Below are 17,019 nucleotides of genomic sequence, written 5' to 3' on the forward strand. Positions count from 1 at the left end.
AATCATTAAAAGAATACAATATGTTTTCCCTTTACATCGTATATCTCACAGCTATATTCCTCCACCGGAAAATTGGAAAAAAAGAATCTTTCCAATTGATATTGATTGGAGGTTTCGTCCAGTGTCAGTGGTAAAAACTCCTGATACAGATATGGATATTCGGAATCTCCATCAAAATCCAAGACCACGGTTCCGTTTGGGAACAAGCTGTCAATTCGCTCCTCTTCCATGTCTTTTACCGGCTCTGCCCTGCAAACCTCAACACAGCGAATATCCGCTGGATGATCGTTGCTGCCCAGATATGGAAGGTATATGCTTTTTCTGTTCAAAAGAGATTCTTTAAGTTTCAGGCTTTCCTCCGTATCCAGTTTCACATAAATATCCCAGCAAGGGTTTTCCAGCCATTGTTGTTTAACAATCAAGTTTCCACCCTTTTCATTGGATGCATACCCTACGGAGTTATTAAAACTCTGTATTTTTCTTGAAAAGCTTCCGCGACCTTTTTCATCCGGCGCGATGGAAATCCTGAGGCGCTTTAGTTTCCTGTAAAACTCCGGATTTATATCGCTCTCTTCCATCTGCCGATAGCCGCCATAACCCAAAACTGCTCCAAAAATTCCTAGAAGCGCCACTTTATGTATGTTGCCATAGGTAAAATAGTAGTAGCTATTTACTTCCGGTTTTTTAAAAAAGGCGTCCTTTCCTGATAAGGTAAATTTTAAAATATCCATAGCCTACTCCTAAATTTCATTTTGGGTAAAGATATTAAACAATTTCGCTCCCTGGATGTCCTGATTCAATTGGGTGGTGTAGGGGTTATAATAAATCTCAACCGCTTTGGTTTGTTTCTTTACCTCATTGAGCAGCTGGCTGCAATTCAAAGTGATCAAATTCTTATCCTGCCCCTTTTCAAACTGAACAAATTCCGCCAGATTGGGCAAATACAAATCCTCTTCCGTTTCTACAAAAAGTCCGAATTCGTTTTCGCATCCCGCTTTGGAGTTGGTGGCAAAGGATGTGGTTGCCGTCAACGCGGTTTTTTTGAAATTCTGGTAATCCTCATCCGTATAGCCGTCGGTGACGCCCAGTTCCACAAATCCTTTGTAGGCCATAGGGTTTATATTGAAGGAGTAGAAATAATGGGCCTCATCGCTGACAATTTTCGATCCCAGAGTAGAATTCTTTGCTTCTTCGCCTTCTTCTGCTTCTTTTCCTTTTTTCTTGGCTGACTTTTCTTTTGCTTTCGGATCCCGGAATGGTGAAAGGATCGGCTGCTCAAAGGCCTGTGAGTTATCATATTTGTTAAACCCCTGACCGAATTGAACGGCTCCGGCAATAGATATATTGTTATCCGCCTCAGCAAAGGTCGCTCCGAAATTTTTAACGTCAATCGCCTTGAAAAGATTGGAGAGAACGATTTTGGCATCCTTTTCTTCCTTTAAATCTTTTACATCAAATAATTGTTCATAACGCTGTTTCAAAGTCTTTGGAATTAACCGAACTCCATTTTTATCTTCATCAAAGCACATGGACTTAATGTAAAGTACCTTTTCTCCTTGGTCTTCCCACATTTTTTTCATCGGGTATTTGAAGGCCTTGTCGCTGCCAAATACCTGACCTTCGCTGGTCGTTTTCGGATAGCCGGAAAAATCCGCATTCCAATTTGCCATAACTGCCGAAACACCTAAGACACCGTATACTCGCTTATTCATTACTATTTACCTCCTTCTGTCTTTGCCTCATTCTTTTTCTCTTTATCTTGCTTTTCAAAGAGCACATTGTCCTCCATAAATCCTGCTGCAATTAAAATACGATTAATGTCTGGTGAGATGGGCTCATATCGAACAACTCTGCTAAACAGACGACTTGCGTAAATTTCCCCAATTAACATATTATATCCATATTTTTCTAGAAGCCGTATCAATTCTTGTTTTATCTGTCGGTCGTTGTTCATATTTATGAATGGATGGATAAAAGACCGTGACTTCTTTGCGGCCTTGCTTTTAGCCATAAAATAGGAAACCAACTGTCCAACCGCGAAATAGTATTCCTCATCACTAGTAAAATCCCACTCTCCTGCTTTCTTACGAACAAGTTCTTTTATCACATTTTCAAGCTTCTCCATTGTTCCCTCCATTTCATCTTTTTCCGTAAAGTAGTCATGTAACGACCACCTCAAATTTAACTGCTTTTTAGCTTTTTTAAAGAATCCCTCGGTTATTGAATGATAGATCATTTCTTCAGAAACCCGATCTAATAGTGCGGCTACATCTGTCCCATCCTTTGTATATAGCCAGGAATGGAGCCGTTCCCGTGCCATCAGCAGATTGTTTGACAGAACTCCGTCTTTAATCATAAGATCGCCCGGATCTGTAAAGTAATTGCTGCGAAGGCAGTTATTGAAAAGGATTTCATCAATCAATGCCTCTAAATCGTTCCGCTGATTAATCCGACAGTCCTCATCCTTTTCATCTACCTTTAGAAACGCCTTATAGGAAAAAGGACGCTCTAAATTGGGGCTGTGATAGGCCACGGTCTGAAAGTCAAGTATGGCTACTTCATTTTTTTCTTTACGCAGTCTCATATAATAGCCTGTGGTGGCCCTGTCCAAAGATTCACCTGGCCGCAGACCTTTGATCGTTTGTTTGGTGGTATCAAAATAGATATCATATTTGCCGACAGAGACCATACACATGAGATAATCAAAAAACTGAGCCTGCATCAAAACCTCTTCTCTATTCAGCAAATACGGCAGTTCTATTGGGCCTCTTTTCCGATTGGCCAAATAAGGTTTTTTTGAATTCATTCCCATATTGTCGTTGGGAAGGCCAAAAGTAGTTTCATCGATTTCAAGGTTAAAATCATTGTTATTGTAAATGTTGACAGTATTATAGCGTTTGCTCTCCTGTTTATACAGTTCTTTTGTCCGTATTGGATCCTCCAGCGCAAAATATAACTTGAGATAATCTTTTTTCTCCCAATCGATGTCTAAGGAAAAAATATGTTCTATGATCCAGCCTTTAATTTCATTTAGAAGCTGAGTATCGACAGTTCCCAAGTCCTGCTCTACTTCCATGTATAACGCTCTGCTTTTGGCTTTTTTATATTTCTGCGTTGGATCTTCCAACGTTTGAAAATATCCTTCAATGATTTCTTCCTTTAATTTTCCGGCTTTTACACTTTCTTTTTTTACAGCAAAGGACAGATAGTTGTTGCTGTGGATAATCTTTCCAGAATCCATCGGCTTGTTCATCTCAATGAGTTTACTGTAATAATCAAAGAAACAAACTTCCCTGAACTGGCTGTGATCACGGCCCATCAATGTTTTGCTCTTTTTATCATATCGTATATCAAATGGTTCCTCTGCTCTAAAACCATCTGCGGTTTTACGTACGATAATGTAGGTGCCGTCTTTTGGTACATAATTATCCAGTATATAGGCTTCCCCTTCCTGTTTAAAATTTTCCCGGAAAATCTCTATGCAATCTTTTAGCAAAGCTACACCCCCTTTATCGGACGATAGTTCACATATCCGGCGCCGCGCGATCCCATTTCTCCCAATCCTGTTGCCAGGGCCAAATAGGCCAGGTTCTGAGCCGGTTGATTATCCGCAATTTGCATCTCTATTTTATCTCCCAGCAATTTGATACCTTTATAAGGGAATGCAATCGGCTTATTGTTTTTCAGCTCAAACCGGGTCCAGAGGTCAAAATCTTCTTCTAATTTTTCTTTCAGAAAGAAATTCCACTTTTTTATTAGATTGACAAAGATTCTCTTTTGATAAGCCTGAAAGCCAAAGTTGTTTTCTTTCCAGTAGTTTCCTTCTTCACACTTTATGATTACCGGGTTTAAGGAGTATAACTTCTCGATTGGCTTTTGGGGAATCGTCCAAACTTCTGCTATCAGTCCTTTTAATTTGGATGTCTCTATATGCGGGAGAGTTTTCACCAGGTACTCTGCCAGGTCTGCATCCAGTGTTCTGAGCGTAAAGGTGCGCAAAGTATCCTTTTCGTAGATTCCACTTTTGCTGATGGGACACAGGGATGAAAATGAATATTGCTTATAGTGATTCTCCTGGTGGTATTGTTTCCAGCGTTCATCAGCGCACAATGCTTTGTCTACAAATTCTGCAATTGCCGCTAAGGTATAGGGATATGGAATGTTGTCCAATAAATACAAACGCACTTTTATAGATATGACTTGCACTATGTATCACTTCCTTTCATATTTTTTACAAGATTCGATCCTTTCAGTGTATATTTATGTTAGCATAAAAGTTCTATCCAGTCAATCATATTTTCATTTACTTATTCTTGATATATGTTTGTGCAACTATTTTTGTTGCTTTACATATTCCCGCTGCAGCTCTTCCACTAAATATATATCGCTTCTGCAATGCATGTCAGCTATTCCCTGGCTCATTTCCTGATAAAGATCGGAATGATAAAAAAAGTCCAGAGCTTCTTCTTTAGAAATATTTTGTGATGATGCAAACGCCGCAACGACTCTTGCATATTTACGCTGTAATAATACCCTGTTTGCCTTCATCAAAGTTCCTCACTTCGTACTTCTAACTTATAATTACTTATTCTTGATTAGTAATTGTAAACACAAACTTACATCTCATGTTAAGGTTCAAAAAGTCTCTAATTTCAGTTACTTATTCTTTTTAAATACAACTTTTGTTACTTTTCATATTCTTTTTGCAGCTTTTCCGCCAAATATATAGCGCTTCTGGAACTGCCCCTGTCCTGCATTAATATTTTGTCTGCCTTCATCAAAGCTCCTCACTCCCCAGAAAGATTAGATGCTTGCGTATCACATCCTGGCTGCAAAAGCAGACCTGCAAGTTCGGTCTTTCGTATTGCAATCTTCCTATCGCTGCCTGTTTATCAATCAGCTGTTGCAAATAGAGTTCGATTGTGTCAAAGACTTTATCATTGGCAACTCCGCCTACAACTATATCATAACCCTGCACCGGCTGTCCACTGCGGCACGCCACAATGTAATCAAGCCACTCTTCTGTATAGCCCGAAAAGCGTTTTACAGAAGGTCCATTTTCCAACAGTGTATTGTCGCAATCGTAAATAGTGACGATTGCAGAATCGCCTTTTCTTTTATATCTGGATGCCCAACGAAACGCCTGCTCCCGGACTGGCGTTGTATAAAAGCCTCTGCCAAAGTCAGTATTAGATCGTGAAAAAGAAATATCCGGCGTTTCAATGACCCTGTTAGAACCGTGGTAAAGAATCATGAAAGCACTCCCTCCTGTTTCATATAGGAAACAATATCATTCACAATATAATCTTTGCCCTGTGTATGCAGAATCCCAAAACAGGGAATTATATAACTCTTTAAAATATCGCTTTTTCCCCTCAGCAAATCGTATGCCGCATCGCCTCGAATCCCGAGTCTTTCCGCAACGTTTTCGATGCAGAAAACAGCAAATTCCAACTGCTCATCGCTTATTTCTTTCATAGCTGCCCTACACCTCCCTCAAACCATTGCCTAAATAGCTATTTTTAAATTACTTGGGCTTTTTGCAGATCGCCGCAAACTCTTTTCTTTAATAGTGACGACACCTGTATTATAACATATTCGCTTTATATTTGTAATTATAGATGGGGTTTCATGTAATGAAATATAATCAAGTTTTCTCTATCTTTGAATCATGTTCATATGAGATTTTTTATAAATTTTTCACTATTTTCTACTTTACAGCAACGCCGCTTTTGATTAGGAAAACAATATACGATTCTAACCGAATTTGTATCGGCGTTGCCGAAAGGTATAGAAGAAGTGAAACTTACGTTAACGCCATTTCCAATCGAAAAAATAGTATAGCTCTAGTTTTCCCAAGCTATATTTGTAAACCAATACCACAAGTGTTGAGATTTCAACATTATTGCTTACTTATTATGATTTTTACTTCTGAGAGTATTTGGCTGGTAAAAATATGCATCTACGTTGATTTTTTAAGGTGTTCTGTATTATAATAATTAGGAAAAGCTGAATATTCCGATGGTTTAACAGTAACAAGAAGTTGTTTTTAAATTTTTGTCAAAACGGTACAGATCATATTTTTTCATGTTTAACAGTAACAAGAAGTTGTTTTTAAATTTGATTATACGAATCCAAAGGTGCAGGAAATGGCGTTTAACAGTAACAAGAAGTTGTTTTTAAATTCGGCTTTTTGATGCGCAGTCACAACCGGTATGAAGTTTAACAGTAACAAGAAGTTGTTTTTAAATATGAATTAGATTTCCTGTTTGGGCAGGTGGAAGTTGTTTAACAGTAACAAGAAGTTGTTTTTAAATAAAAAAGTTGGAAGGGATTAATGAGAAGGCAGGAGTTTAACAGTAACAAGAAGTTGTTTTTAAATACATAGCCAACAAGCTTTGTGGGTCTGCATATGTCGTTTAACAGTAACAAGAAGTTGTTTTTAAATATCTTTTCTCGAACCATTTTGCCGCCCTGATCTAAGTTTAACAGTAACAAGAAGTTGTTTTTAAATTTTGCTTGCTTACAGTGAATTTATTTATAATATGTTTAACAGTAACAAGAAGTTGTTTTTAAATAAGTTTTTCCAATATCTGGATATGGGGGGTGCTTAAGTTTAACAGTAACAAGAAGTTGTTTTTAAATTGGATAAATGAAGAATATATGGTTGACTGGAATGAGGTTTAACAGTAACAAGAAGTTGTTTTTAAATAAATATCCTCCTGTTGCTCTGGTGATAAATTTTCTAAGTTTAACAGTAACAAGAAGTTGTTTTTAAATGAATATAATTGGTATCGTGAAAATATCGTTTTTGTGTTTAACAGTAACAAGAAGTTGTTTTTAAATATCCCTTGCCGCATTTTGTGTAGTCTTCGTTCCAGTTTAACAGTAACAAGAAGTTGTTTTTAAATTCGTAATTGGCGCTGTAATTGGCATACTTCTTGCGTTTAACAGTAACAAGAAGTTGTTTTTAAATTTGTTCTCCTTCCCCGCTCCCGGAAAGGAGCGTTTTGTTTAACAGTAACAAGAAGTTGTTTTTAAATTCACTAACATAACCGTCGGCCATAATGCCATGTAAGTTTAACAGTAACAAGAAGTTGTTTTTAAATTGTTGTGCTGGAAGGCGAGTGGAAGGAGTTGGCAGGTTTAACAGTAACAAGAAGTTGTTTTTAAATGGAAAAGCATTGCATAGAGTCTCCCGGTCTACTGGTTTAACAGTAACAAGAAGTTGTTTTTAAATTCCTCTCTGATCTTTTTTGCATATTGCAGAATTTTGTTTAACAGTAACAAGAAGTTGTTTTTAAATGACGTATTATCTACATTTCCAAGACCAACCTGATCTGTTTAACAGTAACAAGATTTGTTTTTTAAATTAATCACACCAACGGCGATCCTTCTGATCGCATTTGAGTTTAATAGTAATCAGAATGGTCTTTCAATGAAGAAAATAATATAGCTTGTAACAACAGGCAGAGCCAACTCATATAAAAACAAAATACCTATTGTTATTTTTATCAACACGTAGCGAAAAATCAGGTTCTTGTTGACCTTTTTTCAAGGATACAGAGCATGGTGGAACAAAAACTCAAGCAATATGCGGATTTGAACAGGAGCAACGGCCTTCAATCCTTGGAAATACATCAACAACGAATTCAAAATGAACCGGATGTTGAACAAATATGCATATTGCTAAAAAATCTGCGACTAGGGTGTCTTTTGCCAGTCAATGGTGGCGAGATTTATCCAGAGAATCAGAATTTGGTCGCAACCCCTCAGTTATTCCCTGCTGTAACCGCATTGTATGGTACAGAGTACTAGAATACGTGAAACTTACTCGACGGGGCTCGTAAGTTATCTTCCAAACACAAGCCGGCAGCACAAATTTTCATTTTCTACGGTTTTGAGCGCCCGCAAATCCACAACTTTGCGTAACTTTGCGCCGATTTTTTCGAAAAGTCACCGCATTGCAGCCTGCCGATAACTTCTTAATCTAAGATTCCCGGCTGCAGGGGCATGAATGCGAGCAGCGCCACATTCAACAGCACCTGCCGCACAGCCACCCTTTACAACCGCACAAAAATATGTTATCATTGCTCATGTTGAATACATAATTATGAACATATTGAACAGAAAGGTGGAATTCCAAGTGAAAAGAATTAAGACTTTAGTATCCCGCGATCTTGCAAAGTCCGCTAAGACAGGCGGCTGCGGCGAATGCCAGACATCCTGCCAGTCCGCAAGCAAGACTTCCTGCAGTGTTGCCAACCAGCAGTGCGAACAGTGCAAGAACTAGTACAGAGATATTCGGCCCTGCCGAATCTGTAGAATTGCGATATTGCTGCATTTCCTTCTGGAAGGGATGCAGCTATTTTCTTGTTACGAAAGGATAAAATTATGATCCATCAATATAAAATGAACGGCTACAATATTGTGCTAGATGTGAACAGCGGCTGCGTCCACACAGTAGACGATGTAGCCTACGACATCATTGAACTTTATGAGAATATGCCAGCAGCAGAACTGATCAAAGTCATTACTGCGCGCCACGGCATCACGGCCGATGAAGTCCGGGAGGTCATTGACGATCTGGAAGCCCTGAAAAAAGAGAAAAAGCTATATACGGAAGATATTTTTGCCGGGCAGGCAGATCTGTTCAAAAAACGCCAATCCGTTGTAAAAGCTCTCTGTCTCCATGTCGCCCACGCCTGCAACATGACCTGCGGCTATTGTTTTGCCGGCAAAGGCGAATATCACGGAGAAAAAGCGCTGATGAGCTATGACGTGGGCAAACGGGCGCTGGACTGGCTGATTGAAAACTCCGGTTCCCGTCAGAACCTGGAAGTGGACTTTTTCGGCGGTGAACCCCTGCTCAACTTCGAAGTTGTAAAGCAGCTAGTCGCTTACGGCCGCTCCCGGGAAAAAGAATGCGGGAAAAAGTTTCGCTTTACGCTGACCACCAACGGAATCCTGCTAAATGATGAAGTCATTGAGTTCGCAAAAAAGGAAATGAGCAACGTGGTTATCAGTCTTGACGGCAGAAAAGAAGTCAACGACAAAATGCGCCGGACTCTGGACCTGGGCGGTACTTACGAAGCAATCCTGCCAGCCTTTAAAAAGCTGGCGCAAAGCCGGGATCAAAAGGACTATTATGTCCGCGGAACCTATACCCATTACAACACGGATTTTGCCAGCGATATCCTGCACATGGCCGATCTGGGATTCAAGGAGCTTTCCATTGAGCCGGTGGTGGCACCGCCCGATGCTCCCTATGCCCTGACCGAATCCGATCTGCCGAAGCTGCTCAGCGAATATGAACGGCTGGCCTGTGAAATGCTGGAGCGCAAACGGGAAGGAAAAGGCCGCGATTTTACCTTCTACCACTATATGATCGATCTCACCGGCGGACCGTGTATCGTAAAACGGATATCCGGATGCGGCGTTGGCACCGAGTACATGGCAGTAACCCCTTCCGGCGATTTTTATCCGTGCCACCAATTCGTTGGCGATGAAAAATTCCTTTTAGGAAACATTTATGACGGTATCACAAACGGCGCTGTCTGTGAAGAGTTCCAGGGCTGCAATGTCTATTCCCACGACGAATGTAAGGATTGTTTTGCCAAGCTTTACTGCAGCGGCGGCTGCGCTGCCAATGCCTATCACACTACAGGCTCCATCACCGGGGTCTACGAGATGGGCTGCGAGCTGCACAAAAAACGGATCGAATGCGCGATTATGCTGAAAGTGGCGGAAATGTGCGAAGAGCTCTAACTATTTATAGTTTTTTATCACTTCCAGGAACGCCTGCCCGTACTTTTTATACTTGGACTCTCCCACCCCGGAAACCGCCAGCATCTGCTCTTTGGTTTCCGGCATCAGTGCGCACATTTCCTTCAAGGACTTGTCGGTGAATACCACGTAAGGCGGTACGCTCTGGGTTCTGGCGAACTTCATGCGCAATTCCCGCAGCTCTTCGAAAAGCTGCGGGTTTTTAATATCGTAATCCACGCGCCTGCTTTTGGCCGGCTTCTGCGCAGGCTCTCTATCCTTAGCCACCTTCATAGTCAGAGTTTCCTCTCTGGCTAAAATCCGGCGGGCATTGGGTCCCAGCCGCAGTACGCTGTACCGGTCGTCGGTTTGCTCCAGATAATCGTTTATCAGCAGAAAGTCCGCCACTTGCCGCAGATAATGGACGGATTTGTCCGATTCCATACCGTAATAATCGTTTTCATCCAAATAATAGCGTCTGATTTTCTCCGTATTGTTTCCGTGAACCGCATCGATGATTACATTGAGGCCGTATCGCTGACCACAGCTGTCCACACAGCCGATCAAATGTCTGGCGGTTTTTGTCACATCCTTTTCCTCAAACTGAGTCAGACAGTTGATGCAGTTGCCGCAGTAACCCTGGGCTTTTTCACCGAAGTAACCGAGTATGTAGCTGCGAAGGCAGTCATTGGTATGACAGTAAAAGGTCATCTTTTTCAGACGCATCCTGTCCCTTTCCCGAATCAGTTCCCGCTCTTCTTCGTCGATCTCCTCGTTTTCACTGTCCTTCTCAATGAAAAACTGATTGGTAATCACGTCTTTGCCTCCATAAAGAAGGATGCAGTCCGCCTTCTCACCGTCCCGGCCGGCCCGGCCCGCTTCCTGATAGTAACTTTCAATATTCTTGGGCATATTATAATGAATGACGAAATTAACATTGGATTTATCGATTCCCATGCCAAAGGCATTGGTGGCCACCATGATGGGCTTTACGTCATAGATGAAATCGTCCTGGTTTTTTCGCCGCTCCTCATCGGAAAGGCCCGCATGATAGCGTGTAACCGCGACCCCTTCCGCATCCAGGCGCTCGCAGACCTCTTCCACCAGCTTGCGTGTCAGGCAATAGATGATCCCGCTCTTACCGGGGTGCGTGTCGATATAATTCTTGACAACGCTGTATTTGTTCCCCGGTTTCTGTACGGAGAAAAACAGGTTTTTGCGGTCAAAACCAGTGGTCAGCACAGTAGGATCTTCCAGCTGCAGGATACGCACTACATCCTCCCTCACCTGCCTGGTGGCGGTGGCGGTAAAAGCACTGATAACCGGCCGATAGGGAAGCTGCCGGACAAAGTCCAGGATCTTCAGATAGCTGGGGCGGAAGTCCTGCCCCCATTGGGAAACACAGTGGGCTTCATCGACCGTAACCATTGCGATCTTTACAGACTGGGCAAAGTCCAGAAACTCTCTGTTCATCAAACGCTCCGGCGCTACATAGACAATCTTGTACGTCCCCTGCTTAGCCAGGGTCAGAGCCTTGCGGTATTGTCCAGGAGTCAGCGAACTGTTGAAATAGGCACCTCGAATACCTGCTTCTTTAAGTGCCGCCACCTGGTCTTTCATCAGTGAAATCAACGGAGTAATCACCAGAGTGATGCCTTCCATCATGATTCCCGGAAGCTGGTAGCAAATGGACTTTCCCGCTCCCGTAGGCATGATGCCGAAGGTATCTCTTCCCTGCAAAATGCTTTCGATTAGAGTCTCCTGCCCTTCGCGAAAGGAATCATAGCCAAAATATTTTTGAAGTAAAATCTGTTTTTCGTCTTTTATATCCATTACGTCCCCTTTTTCAAATTTACATTTTATTCCATAATACACGAATATTTCTTGCCTTTCAACTGAAAAATCACACAATCTTAATTGAAATCTGCGAAGAATAGGTTTATAGTTAAATAAGTAAGAGAAGAAAGCTGGTGTTGCACATTGAAATTTGATTTACATTGTCACACAAAAGAAGGCTCCATTGATTCAAAAGTAACATTGGAGCGATACGTCGAATTACTGAAAGAACAGGATTTCGACGGTTTTATGATCACCGACCACAACTCGTATAAGGGCTGCAAAGCCTGGGACAAAATAAAGAATCGGCCTGAATTCACAGACTTCGTGGTTCTCCGAGGCGTAGAGTACGATACAAAAGACGCCGGGCATATCCTCGTAATCATGCCCGATAATCTGTATCTGCCGATTTTGAATGTCCGCGGCATGACTCTGCGGCGGCTTTTGAAAATCGTCCATCGCTTTGGCGGAATACTGGGCCCTGCCCATCCATTCGGAGTCAGAAGTTCCAGCGCCATGTATTTTAAAAAGATGAACATGGAGCTGTTCGAACGTTTTGATTTCGTTGAAACCTTTAACACCTGTGAATCCTCAAGATCCAACGAACTGGCCCTGCAACTGGCCGAACGTTATGATCTGCCGACCTTCGGCGGTTCCGATGCCCATGAGGAGCGCTATGTGGGCATGGCCGAAACAGTCACCCATGATGTGATCACATGCAACAACGATCTGATTCATGCGGTAAAGGCCGCCCATCCATTCTATTCAGGAGGGATTGTCCGCGAGTATACGGTCAAAGCCAAGTATAAGGACCACTGGACCGGAGTCTGGGGCTACAAGCTCTACAACCGAGGTTTGGCTAAGCTGATCTCGCCGTACCGCAAGTATCACCATATGAAATTACCGTTTCGTTCCTAGTAAATACCAATGCCTGTCATGCGGCTGTCTTTTTTCGGACATGGAACCGAAAAAGCAGCCAGAAAGGTATTGGTATTTTTTTGTAAAGCGGTCTGGCCTGACGCCCTGTCCTTCCTTAGTCCAGGCTTTTTAACAGCACCTTTACGATATTCTTCGAGTTAATCATAAAGGCTTCATAGGGCTGCTCCTGTTCCTTGATCGGATCCCAGTATTTGGCTGCGTACTGCCGGAAAATTTCATCCTCGGAAAGGCCCTCTTTCACCAGGCCGCGCAGATACACCCTTTTATTTTCCACTTCCTTTTCAAAGAAGTTCCAGTAGGTTTCGTTGAAATCCTCCGGGATCATTCCAAAATGCGGTAAAACGATGGTTTTAGGACCGTATGCTTTACATTTTTCAAAGGATTCCATGGCATCCTCATAGCTTTTAAGAATCGGCGTATGGACGTAATCGATCTTTTCCAGAATTCCCGTGCTTTCACTGGCAAACATCATACCCATGGGTTCCAGAACAAAGGTCAGAGAGCAGTCCGTGTGTCCTTTCGTTTCCAGTACCACAAATTTTTCATTGCCCAGAGAAATCTCATCGCCTTCTTTGATTACCTTTTCCACTGCCAGTCCGTCGGTAATGATCTCCCTTTGGGATCCGGGCTCATATTTGTCGCGGGCAGTCTCCCCCAGATCCTTCATCAGCTGGCGTGCTCCGGGACGGATCAGAATGGACTGTGCTTTTTCCGCACCATAGACAACAGCTTCCGGATAGGCCCGTTTCACATAAGGCAGTGCTCCGATATGATCGTAGTGGCTATGGCTCAGCAGGATATAGTCCAGCGTTCTGCCGGAAAGCGACTGCCGCAGGTTCTCCACCAGCTCGTCTCCGCAATAAGCCATCCCGCAGTCCAGAAGCGCCGTTTTCTCACTGCCGCAGATCAGGATCGCTTCTCCGCCGTGACCGGCCGTCACTCTATGTATGCCTTCCGGAAATCCAAACCGATCGTGTCCGGTACCAAATATATCAAAAAAGTCCGTTTCATGTTTCTTATTCAATGTCATCACCTCTTACTTTCTCTATACTCGCCCAGACTGAAAACCGCCAGCCCGATCCAGATGACGGCAAAGGACAGGAACTGGATCATATCAAACGGTTCTTTCAGCAGGAAAATGCCGATAACCAGTGAAATGGACGGGGAAACGTATTCAAGAATTCCTAAAGTTACCATGGGTATCTTATTGGCCGCTGCCGCGAACAGACCCAGAGGAACCGCTGTAACAAAGCCCACCATCAGCAGCAGAACATACTGGTATGGCTCTCCTGTGCCCAAAGCACCCTTTCCTGTCGCTTCCAGATAAATGACTACTACCAGGGCCGCGGGCGATAAGAACATGGTCTCATATAAAAGGGACAGCAGCGCCGGAAGTTCGATACTCTTTTTAATGGCCGCATAGATGGCAAAGGTCAGGGCCAGGCCCAGCGCAATGAAAGGCACCTCCATAAAATGAACCAGAATAATTACCACCCCGATGCAGGCCAAAAGGAATGCCACCAGCTTGTGCCGCGTCAGTTTCTCCCTGAAAAAAATAATGCCGAACACGCAGACCATCAGAGGTTCTATGTAATATCCGATGCAGGTCTGGATTACGTGGTCCGCATTGACAGCCCAGATATAGATGCTCCAGTTGGCGGTAATCAGGACGCCCGCTATAAAATACTTGAGCTTGGCTCCGGGAACCCGCAGCGGCTTTTTAATTTCTTCCATGCCGAAGATTTTCAGGGCAGCAAAAAAACAGACCACCCCTACCAGAAAAATTCGGTAGAATATGATCACGGATGATTCAATGGGCCTCAGCGCCTGCCAATAGATGGGGAGCACGCCCCACAAGACAGAACAGGACAGCGAGCAGAAAAGCCCGGTCCGGTATTTCTTCTTTTCCTGATCCATTTCCGTTTATCTCCGTTTGTTTTGCTGAAATCGCACGAATCCATCATACCATTTCGAAAAAACAAAAGCAAGCGCAGGGCTTGCTTTTGCCTATCAGTATTCTTTTCTGAAATCAATTAATATCCGTTCTGCTGAGAATGGCTGCCGGACGTTTTCTCATGGTTCTGAACACAGGCAGCAATCCGAAAATGAGGTTGAACCCATAAAGGAGTATCACGCACAGCCCCATGACCGTCGGCGTCACCTGGAACATGTCGGAGAAGATCGAAAAACCGGCGAGTTTTTTCAGTATGTAGGCCATGAAGAGGAATCCCGGCATGCTGGCTATAGTCGTGATAGCCAAAATCTCACCCAGGAACATCTTGTAAATATCGCTCTTCTTTACTCCGATCGCCCGATAGACCCCGACTTCCTTGACCCGGGAAAGGAAGGACGCACGGATAATCAGAAAGATTTCGATAAAGGAAATGGCCAGCACCACGCCTGCCATGACCAGTGCCGAACGTACGGAGGACCATGTTTCTTTCTTATAAGCTTTTTTGCTGTCCGCATAGATGTCCTTTACATTTACCTGCTCTTCCTGAAGAGCCACTATGGCTTCGTCCTTATCCTTCGGGCTTGCCGTAATGTTTGACTTGGTTTTAATCAGGTTATATTTGATCGTATTATTGTTGACCAGCATAAAATCACTGTTTTCTTTATCCGTATAATATCCCACTACTTTCAGCTTTTTGTCGTTGACCTTCTCGGCGATTTCCTTATTGAGAGGCATCTCTTCCTTATGGCTTTCGCTGACCAACACCTCATAATCCTTGGTAGGCCAGCTGCCCTTTTTCAGTTCCACGGATTTTTTCTTCAGCTTATAATCCAGCAGAGTGGCTTCGCTGCCCTCATCATCGCTGATTCCCGACATTTCCTCTCCCATGCTGTCTTCTGCCTTTGCGTTTGCCAGCAGATTGATGAAGATCTTCTGGTCCGCATAAATGCAGGGGCTCTGGCGGTCTGTAATACCGACGATGGTCATATCGTTCATCTCCGGAACAGTAACCTTTTGATCCAGGAAATCCTTTGCCTCGCCGAATCCTGCCATCTTCGTCTGCTGTTCATCAATGACTCCTTTGAGAACCATTTTATCCACTGCGATCTCTTTCTTATTCTCCGGCAGGCGGCCATAGGCCAGATCCGATTCATTCAGCTTCCCGTAAGAGGACAGCGAACCGCCAATCATTGCGGAATTATCTTGAAGCTGAAAGTACTGATCGTATGGCATGGATAGGGATACCTTAGAATCTCCCGGCATAATATAGTCAAAGAGCCCATTTTTTTCATACTTTTGATAGCTCTTTACACTGACGTTTTTTCCCACAATGGTCACATAGGACTTGTCGGCGGTCACAAACTCATCGTCCGTAACGTGAAGCACGCCGAAAATATGGCTGACGCCGTAAGTGATGAACATAGCGGCGATGAGAAATCCCAAAAGCAGTATTTTTTTCAGGATCGGATAATTGAACACCGTTTTGAAGCCCCGCTTGAGCATTGTAAAAGGATTGAGTATGGACGTATATCTGCGCCGTCCTCTGGGCGCCAGTTTTTCCAGATCAAACTTGTTTTCCAGAGACTCTTCTTTCGTCATTTCCCGATAGTGCTCATCCACCATTTCAATACTGGAATTTTCATCTACAATCTCCAGCCGGTCCTTGGATTCGTCGGTACGGATGTATATGTTTCCGTTTTTTACGACAATATCCAGTTTCAGCGGACTCTTGCTGTCGTTATAGAAATCAATGTTATACAAGTCCGTTTTCAATCGTTTGTGATCCGAAATGTCTTTCAGATAGATTTTATTTTCCAGCCGGTAATCCAGGTTATTGGCATGCTGGTTTTCTTCGTCGGAAATCACTTCGCCGTCGCGGATGCGGATGATTCTGGATGCGTAAAAATCGGCCAGCTTTTCCTCGTGGGTAACCAGAATAACCAGGCGGTCCTGGGAAATGGAGCGGATGATATTCATGACTTCCAGGGTGTTCTTGCTGTCCAGATTTCCCGTCGGTTCATCGGCTATAACGATCGCCGGATTTTTGACAATGGCTCTGGCGATGCCCACCCTTTGGCGCTCGCCGCCGGAAAGCATATCCGCGTATCGATTTCTGTACCGGTACATGCCCACCTTTTCCAGCACGTAATTTACTTTTTCTTCGATCTCCTTTTTATCTTTGACGCCGACCATTTTCAGCGCAATGGCAACATTGTCGAAAACCGTCATGTTATCCACCAGATTATAGTTCTGGAAGATATAGCCCACATTCAGGTTACGGATCTGATCCACCTTTCCGGAGCGTCTGCGGGTGATTCTCTGGCCGTTGATGAAGATCCTGCCGCTGCTGACCTTGTCAAGGCCCCCGATGGCGTTGAGCAGCGTAGTCTTTCCGCATCCGCTGGGACCCAGCAGCGCCACAAGGCCGGTCTGCTCCATTTCCAGGGAAGTGTTATTGATTACATGGATCGCGTTCTTTTTGCGTTTGTTAAAATATTTGTTTACATGTTCCAGTTTTACCATGA

General features: G+C 43.4%; 15 protein-coding genes and 1 CRISPR repeat array. Of the genes, 4 read left to right on the plus strand and 11 right to left on the minus strand.

Annotated features, from left to right (window positions below; translation table 11 throughout):
- Positions 1–5: 5 nt before the first annotated feature.
- The 7 genes from cas5b to NE619_RS04445 all read right to left on the minus strand — a co-directional run bounded on the left by cas5b (position 6) and on the right by NE619_RS04445 (position 5,478).
- The gene (cas5b, locus tag NE619_RS04415) at positions 6–731 is read right to left on the minus strand and encodes a type I-B CRISPR-associated protein Cas5b (protein WP_256131156.1); all 726 of its coding nucleotides are present in this window, start codon (positions 729–731) and stop codon (positions 6–8) included.
- A gap of 9 nt (positions 732–740) precedes the next feature.
- On the minus strand, positions 741–1,712 hold the full coding sequence (locus tag NE619_RS04420; protein WP_256131157.1) for a type I CRISPR-associated protein Cas7: 972 nt from the start codon (positions 1,710–1,712) through the stop codon (positions 741–743).
- Between the two features lie 2 nt (positions 1,713–1,714).
- Entirely contained in the window at positions 1,715–3,496 is a 1,782-nt protein-coding gene (locus tag NE619_RS04425; protein WP_256131158.1) for a type I-B CRISPR-associated protein Cas8b/Csh1, read from the minus strand.
- Positions 3,497–3,498: 2 nt separating this feature from the next.
- A complete protein-coding gene (gene cas6 / locus NE619_RS04430; protein ID WP_256131159.1) occupies positions 3,499–4,206 on the minus strand; it encodes a CRISPR-associated endoribonuclease Cas6 in 708 nt (235 codons plus the stop codon).
- Positions 4,207–4,332: 126 nt separating this feature from the next.
- Positions 4,333–4,548: a DUF3791 domain-containing protein gene (locus tag NE619_RS04435; RefSeq protein WP_256131160.1), complete on the minus strand. Its 216-nt coding sequence runs from the start codon at positions 4,546–4,548 to the stop codon at positions 4,333–4,335.
- A 229-nt stretch (positions 4,549–4,777) separates the two neighbouring features.
- Positions 4,778–5,254 carry a DUF3990 domain-containing protein gene (locus tag NE619_RS04440; protein WP_256131161.1) on the minus strand — a complete coding sequence of 159 codons (477 nt, stop codon included), beginning with the start codon at positions 5,252–5,254 and terminating at the stop codon, positions 4,778–4,780.
- On the minus strand, positions 5,251–5,478 hold the full coding sequence (locus NE619_RS04445) for a DUF3791 domain-containing protein (RefSeq protein WP_256131162.1): 228 nt from the start codon (positions 5,476–5,478) through the stop codon (positions 5,251–5,253). Before NE619_RS04445 ends, NE619_RS04440 begins: the two co-directional genes overlap by 4 nt.
- Before the next feature lie 546 nt (positions 5,479–6,024).
- Positions 6,025–7,373: a CRISPR direct-repeat array (repeat unit 31 nt; unit sequence GTTTAACAGTAACAAGAAGTTGTTTTTAAAT).
- 196 nt (positions 7,374–7,569) lie between these two features.
- Here NE619_RS04445 and NE619_RS04450 point away from each other — a divergent pair.
- From NE619_RS04450 to scfB, 3 genes are all read left to right on the plus strand, one after another.
- Positions 7,570–7,818 (plus strand): hypothetical protein, encoded by a 249-nt coding sequence (locus NE619_RS04450; protein WP_256131163.1) that lies wholly within the window; start codon positions 7,570–7,572, stop codon positions 7,816–7,818.
- A gap of 328 nt (positions 7,819–8,146) precedes the next feature.
- Positions 8,147–8,293: a six-cysteine ranthipeptide SCIFF gene (scfA, locus tag NE619_RS04455; RefSeq protein WP_148395035.1), complete on the plus strand. Its 147-nt coding sequence runs from the start codon at positions 8,147–8,149 to the stop codon at positions 8,291–8,293.
- Positions 8,294–8,394: 101 nt separating this feature from the next.
- A complete protein-coding gene (scfB, locus tag NE619_RS04460) occupies positions 8,395–9,768 on the plus strand; it encodes a thioether cross-link-forming SCIFF peptide maturase (RefSeq protein ID WP_256131164.1) in 1,374 nt (457 codons plus the stop codon).
- Here the strand turns inward: scfB and recQ are convergent, their stop codons facing one another.
- The gene (recQ, locus tag NE619_RS04465; RefSeq protein ID WP_256131165.1) at positions 9,769–11,598 is read right to left on the minus strand and encodes a DNA helicase RecQ; all 1,830 of its coding nucleotides are present in this window, start codon (positions 11,596–11,598) and stop codon (positions 9,769–9,771) included. It lies immediately after the preceding gene.
- Between the two features lie 147 nt (positions 11,599–11,745).
- Between recQ and NE619_RS04470 the strand changes: the two genes are divergently transcribed.
- Entirely contained in the window at positions 11,746–12,519 is a 774-nt protein-coding gene (locus NE619_RS04470) for a CehA/McbA family metallohydrolase (protein ID WP_256131166.1), read from the plus strand.
- Between the two features lie 115 nt (positions 12,520–12,634).
- Here the strand turns inward: NE619_RS04470 and NE619_RS04475 are convergent, their stop codons facing one another.
- The 3 genes from NE619_RS04475 to NE619_RS04485 form a co-directional block, all read right to left on the minus strand.
- Complete coding sequence (locus NE619_RS04475) at positions 12,635–13,564, minus strand: MBL fold metallo-hydrolase (protein WP_256131167.1); 930 nt, start codon at positions 13,562–13,564, stop codon at positions 12,635–12,637.
- A 5-nt stretch (positions 13,565–13,569) separates the two neighbouring features.
- The gene (rarD, locus tag NE619_RS04480; protein ID WP_256131168.1) at positions 13,570–14,457 is read right to left on the minus strand and encodes an EamA family transporter RarD; all 888 of its coding nucleotides are present in this window, start codon (positions 14,455–14,457) and stop codon (positions 13,570–13,572) included.
- Positions 14,458–14,569: 112 nt separating this feature from the next.
- A complete protein-coding gene (locus NE619_RS04485; protein WP_256131169.1) occupies positions 14,570–17,017 on the minus strand; it encodes an ABC transporter ATP-binding protein/permease in 2,448 nt (815 codons plus the stop codon).
- Positions 17,018–17,019: the final 2 nt, after the last annotated feature.

This window comes from Anaerovorax odorimutans, from assembly GCF_024459955.1.
Lineage (GTDB): Bacteria > Bacillota > Clostridia > Peptostreptococcales > Anaerovoracaceae > Hominibacterium > Hominibacterium odorimutans_A.

Excerpts from the sequence above, each read along its gene's own strand:
- cas5b (WP_256131156.1), bottom strand. The coding sequence starts at position 731 with ATGGATATTTTAAAATTTACCTTATCAGGAAAGGACGCCTTTTTTAAA.
- NE619_RS04420 (WP_256131157.1), bottom strand. The coding sequence starts at position 1,712 with ATGAATAAGCGAGTATACGGTGTCTTAGGTGTTTCGGCAGTTATGGCA.
- NE619_RS04435 (WP_256131160.1), bottom strand. The coding sequence starts at position 4,548 with ATGAAGGCAAACAGGGTATTATTACAGCGTAAATATGCAAGAGTCGTT.
- NE619_RS04440 (WP_256131161.1), bottom strand. The coding sequence starts at position 5,254 with ATGATTCTTTACCACGGTTCTAACAGGGTCATTGAAACGCCGGATATT.
- NE619_RS04445 (WP_256131162.1), bottom strand. The coding sequence starts at position 5,478 with ATGAAAGAAATAAGCGATGAGCAGTTGGAATTTGCTGTTTTCTGCATC.
- NE619_RS04450 (WP_256131163.1), top strand. The coding sequence starts at position 7,570 with ATGGTGGAACAAAAACTCAAGCAATATGCGGATTTGAACAGGAGCAAC.
- scfB (WP_256131164.1), top strand. The coding sequence starts at position 8,395 with ATGATCCATCAATATAAAATGAACGGCTACAATATTGTGCTAGATGTG.
- recQ (WP_256131165.1), bottom strand. The coding sequence starts at position 11,598 with ATGGATATAAAAGACGAAAAACAGATTTTACTTCAAAAATATTTTGGC.
- rarD (WP_256131168.1), bottom strand. The coding sequence starts at position 14,457 with ATGGATCAGGAAAAGAAGAAATACCGGACCGGGCTTTTCTGCTCGCTG.
- NE619_RS04485 (WP_256131169.1), bottom strand. The coding sequence starts at position 17,017 with ATGGTAAAACTGGAACATGTAAACAAATATTTTAACAAACGCAAAAAG.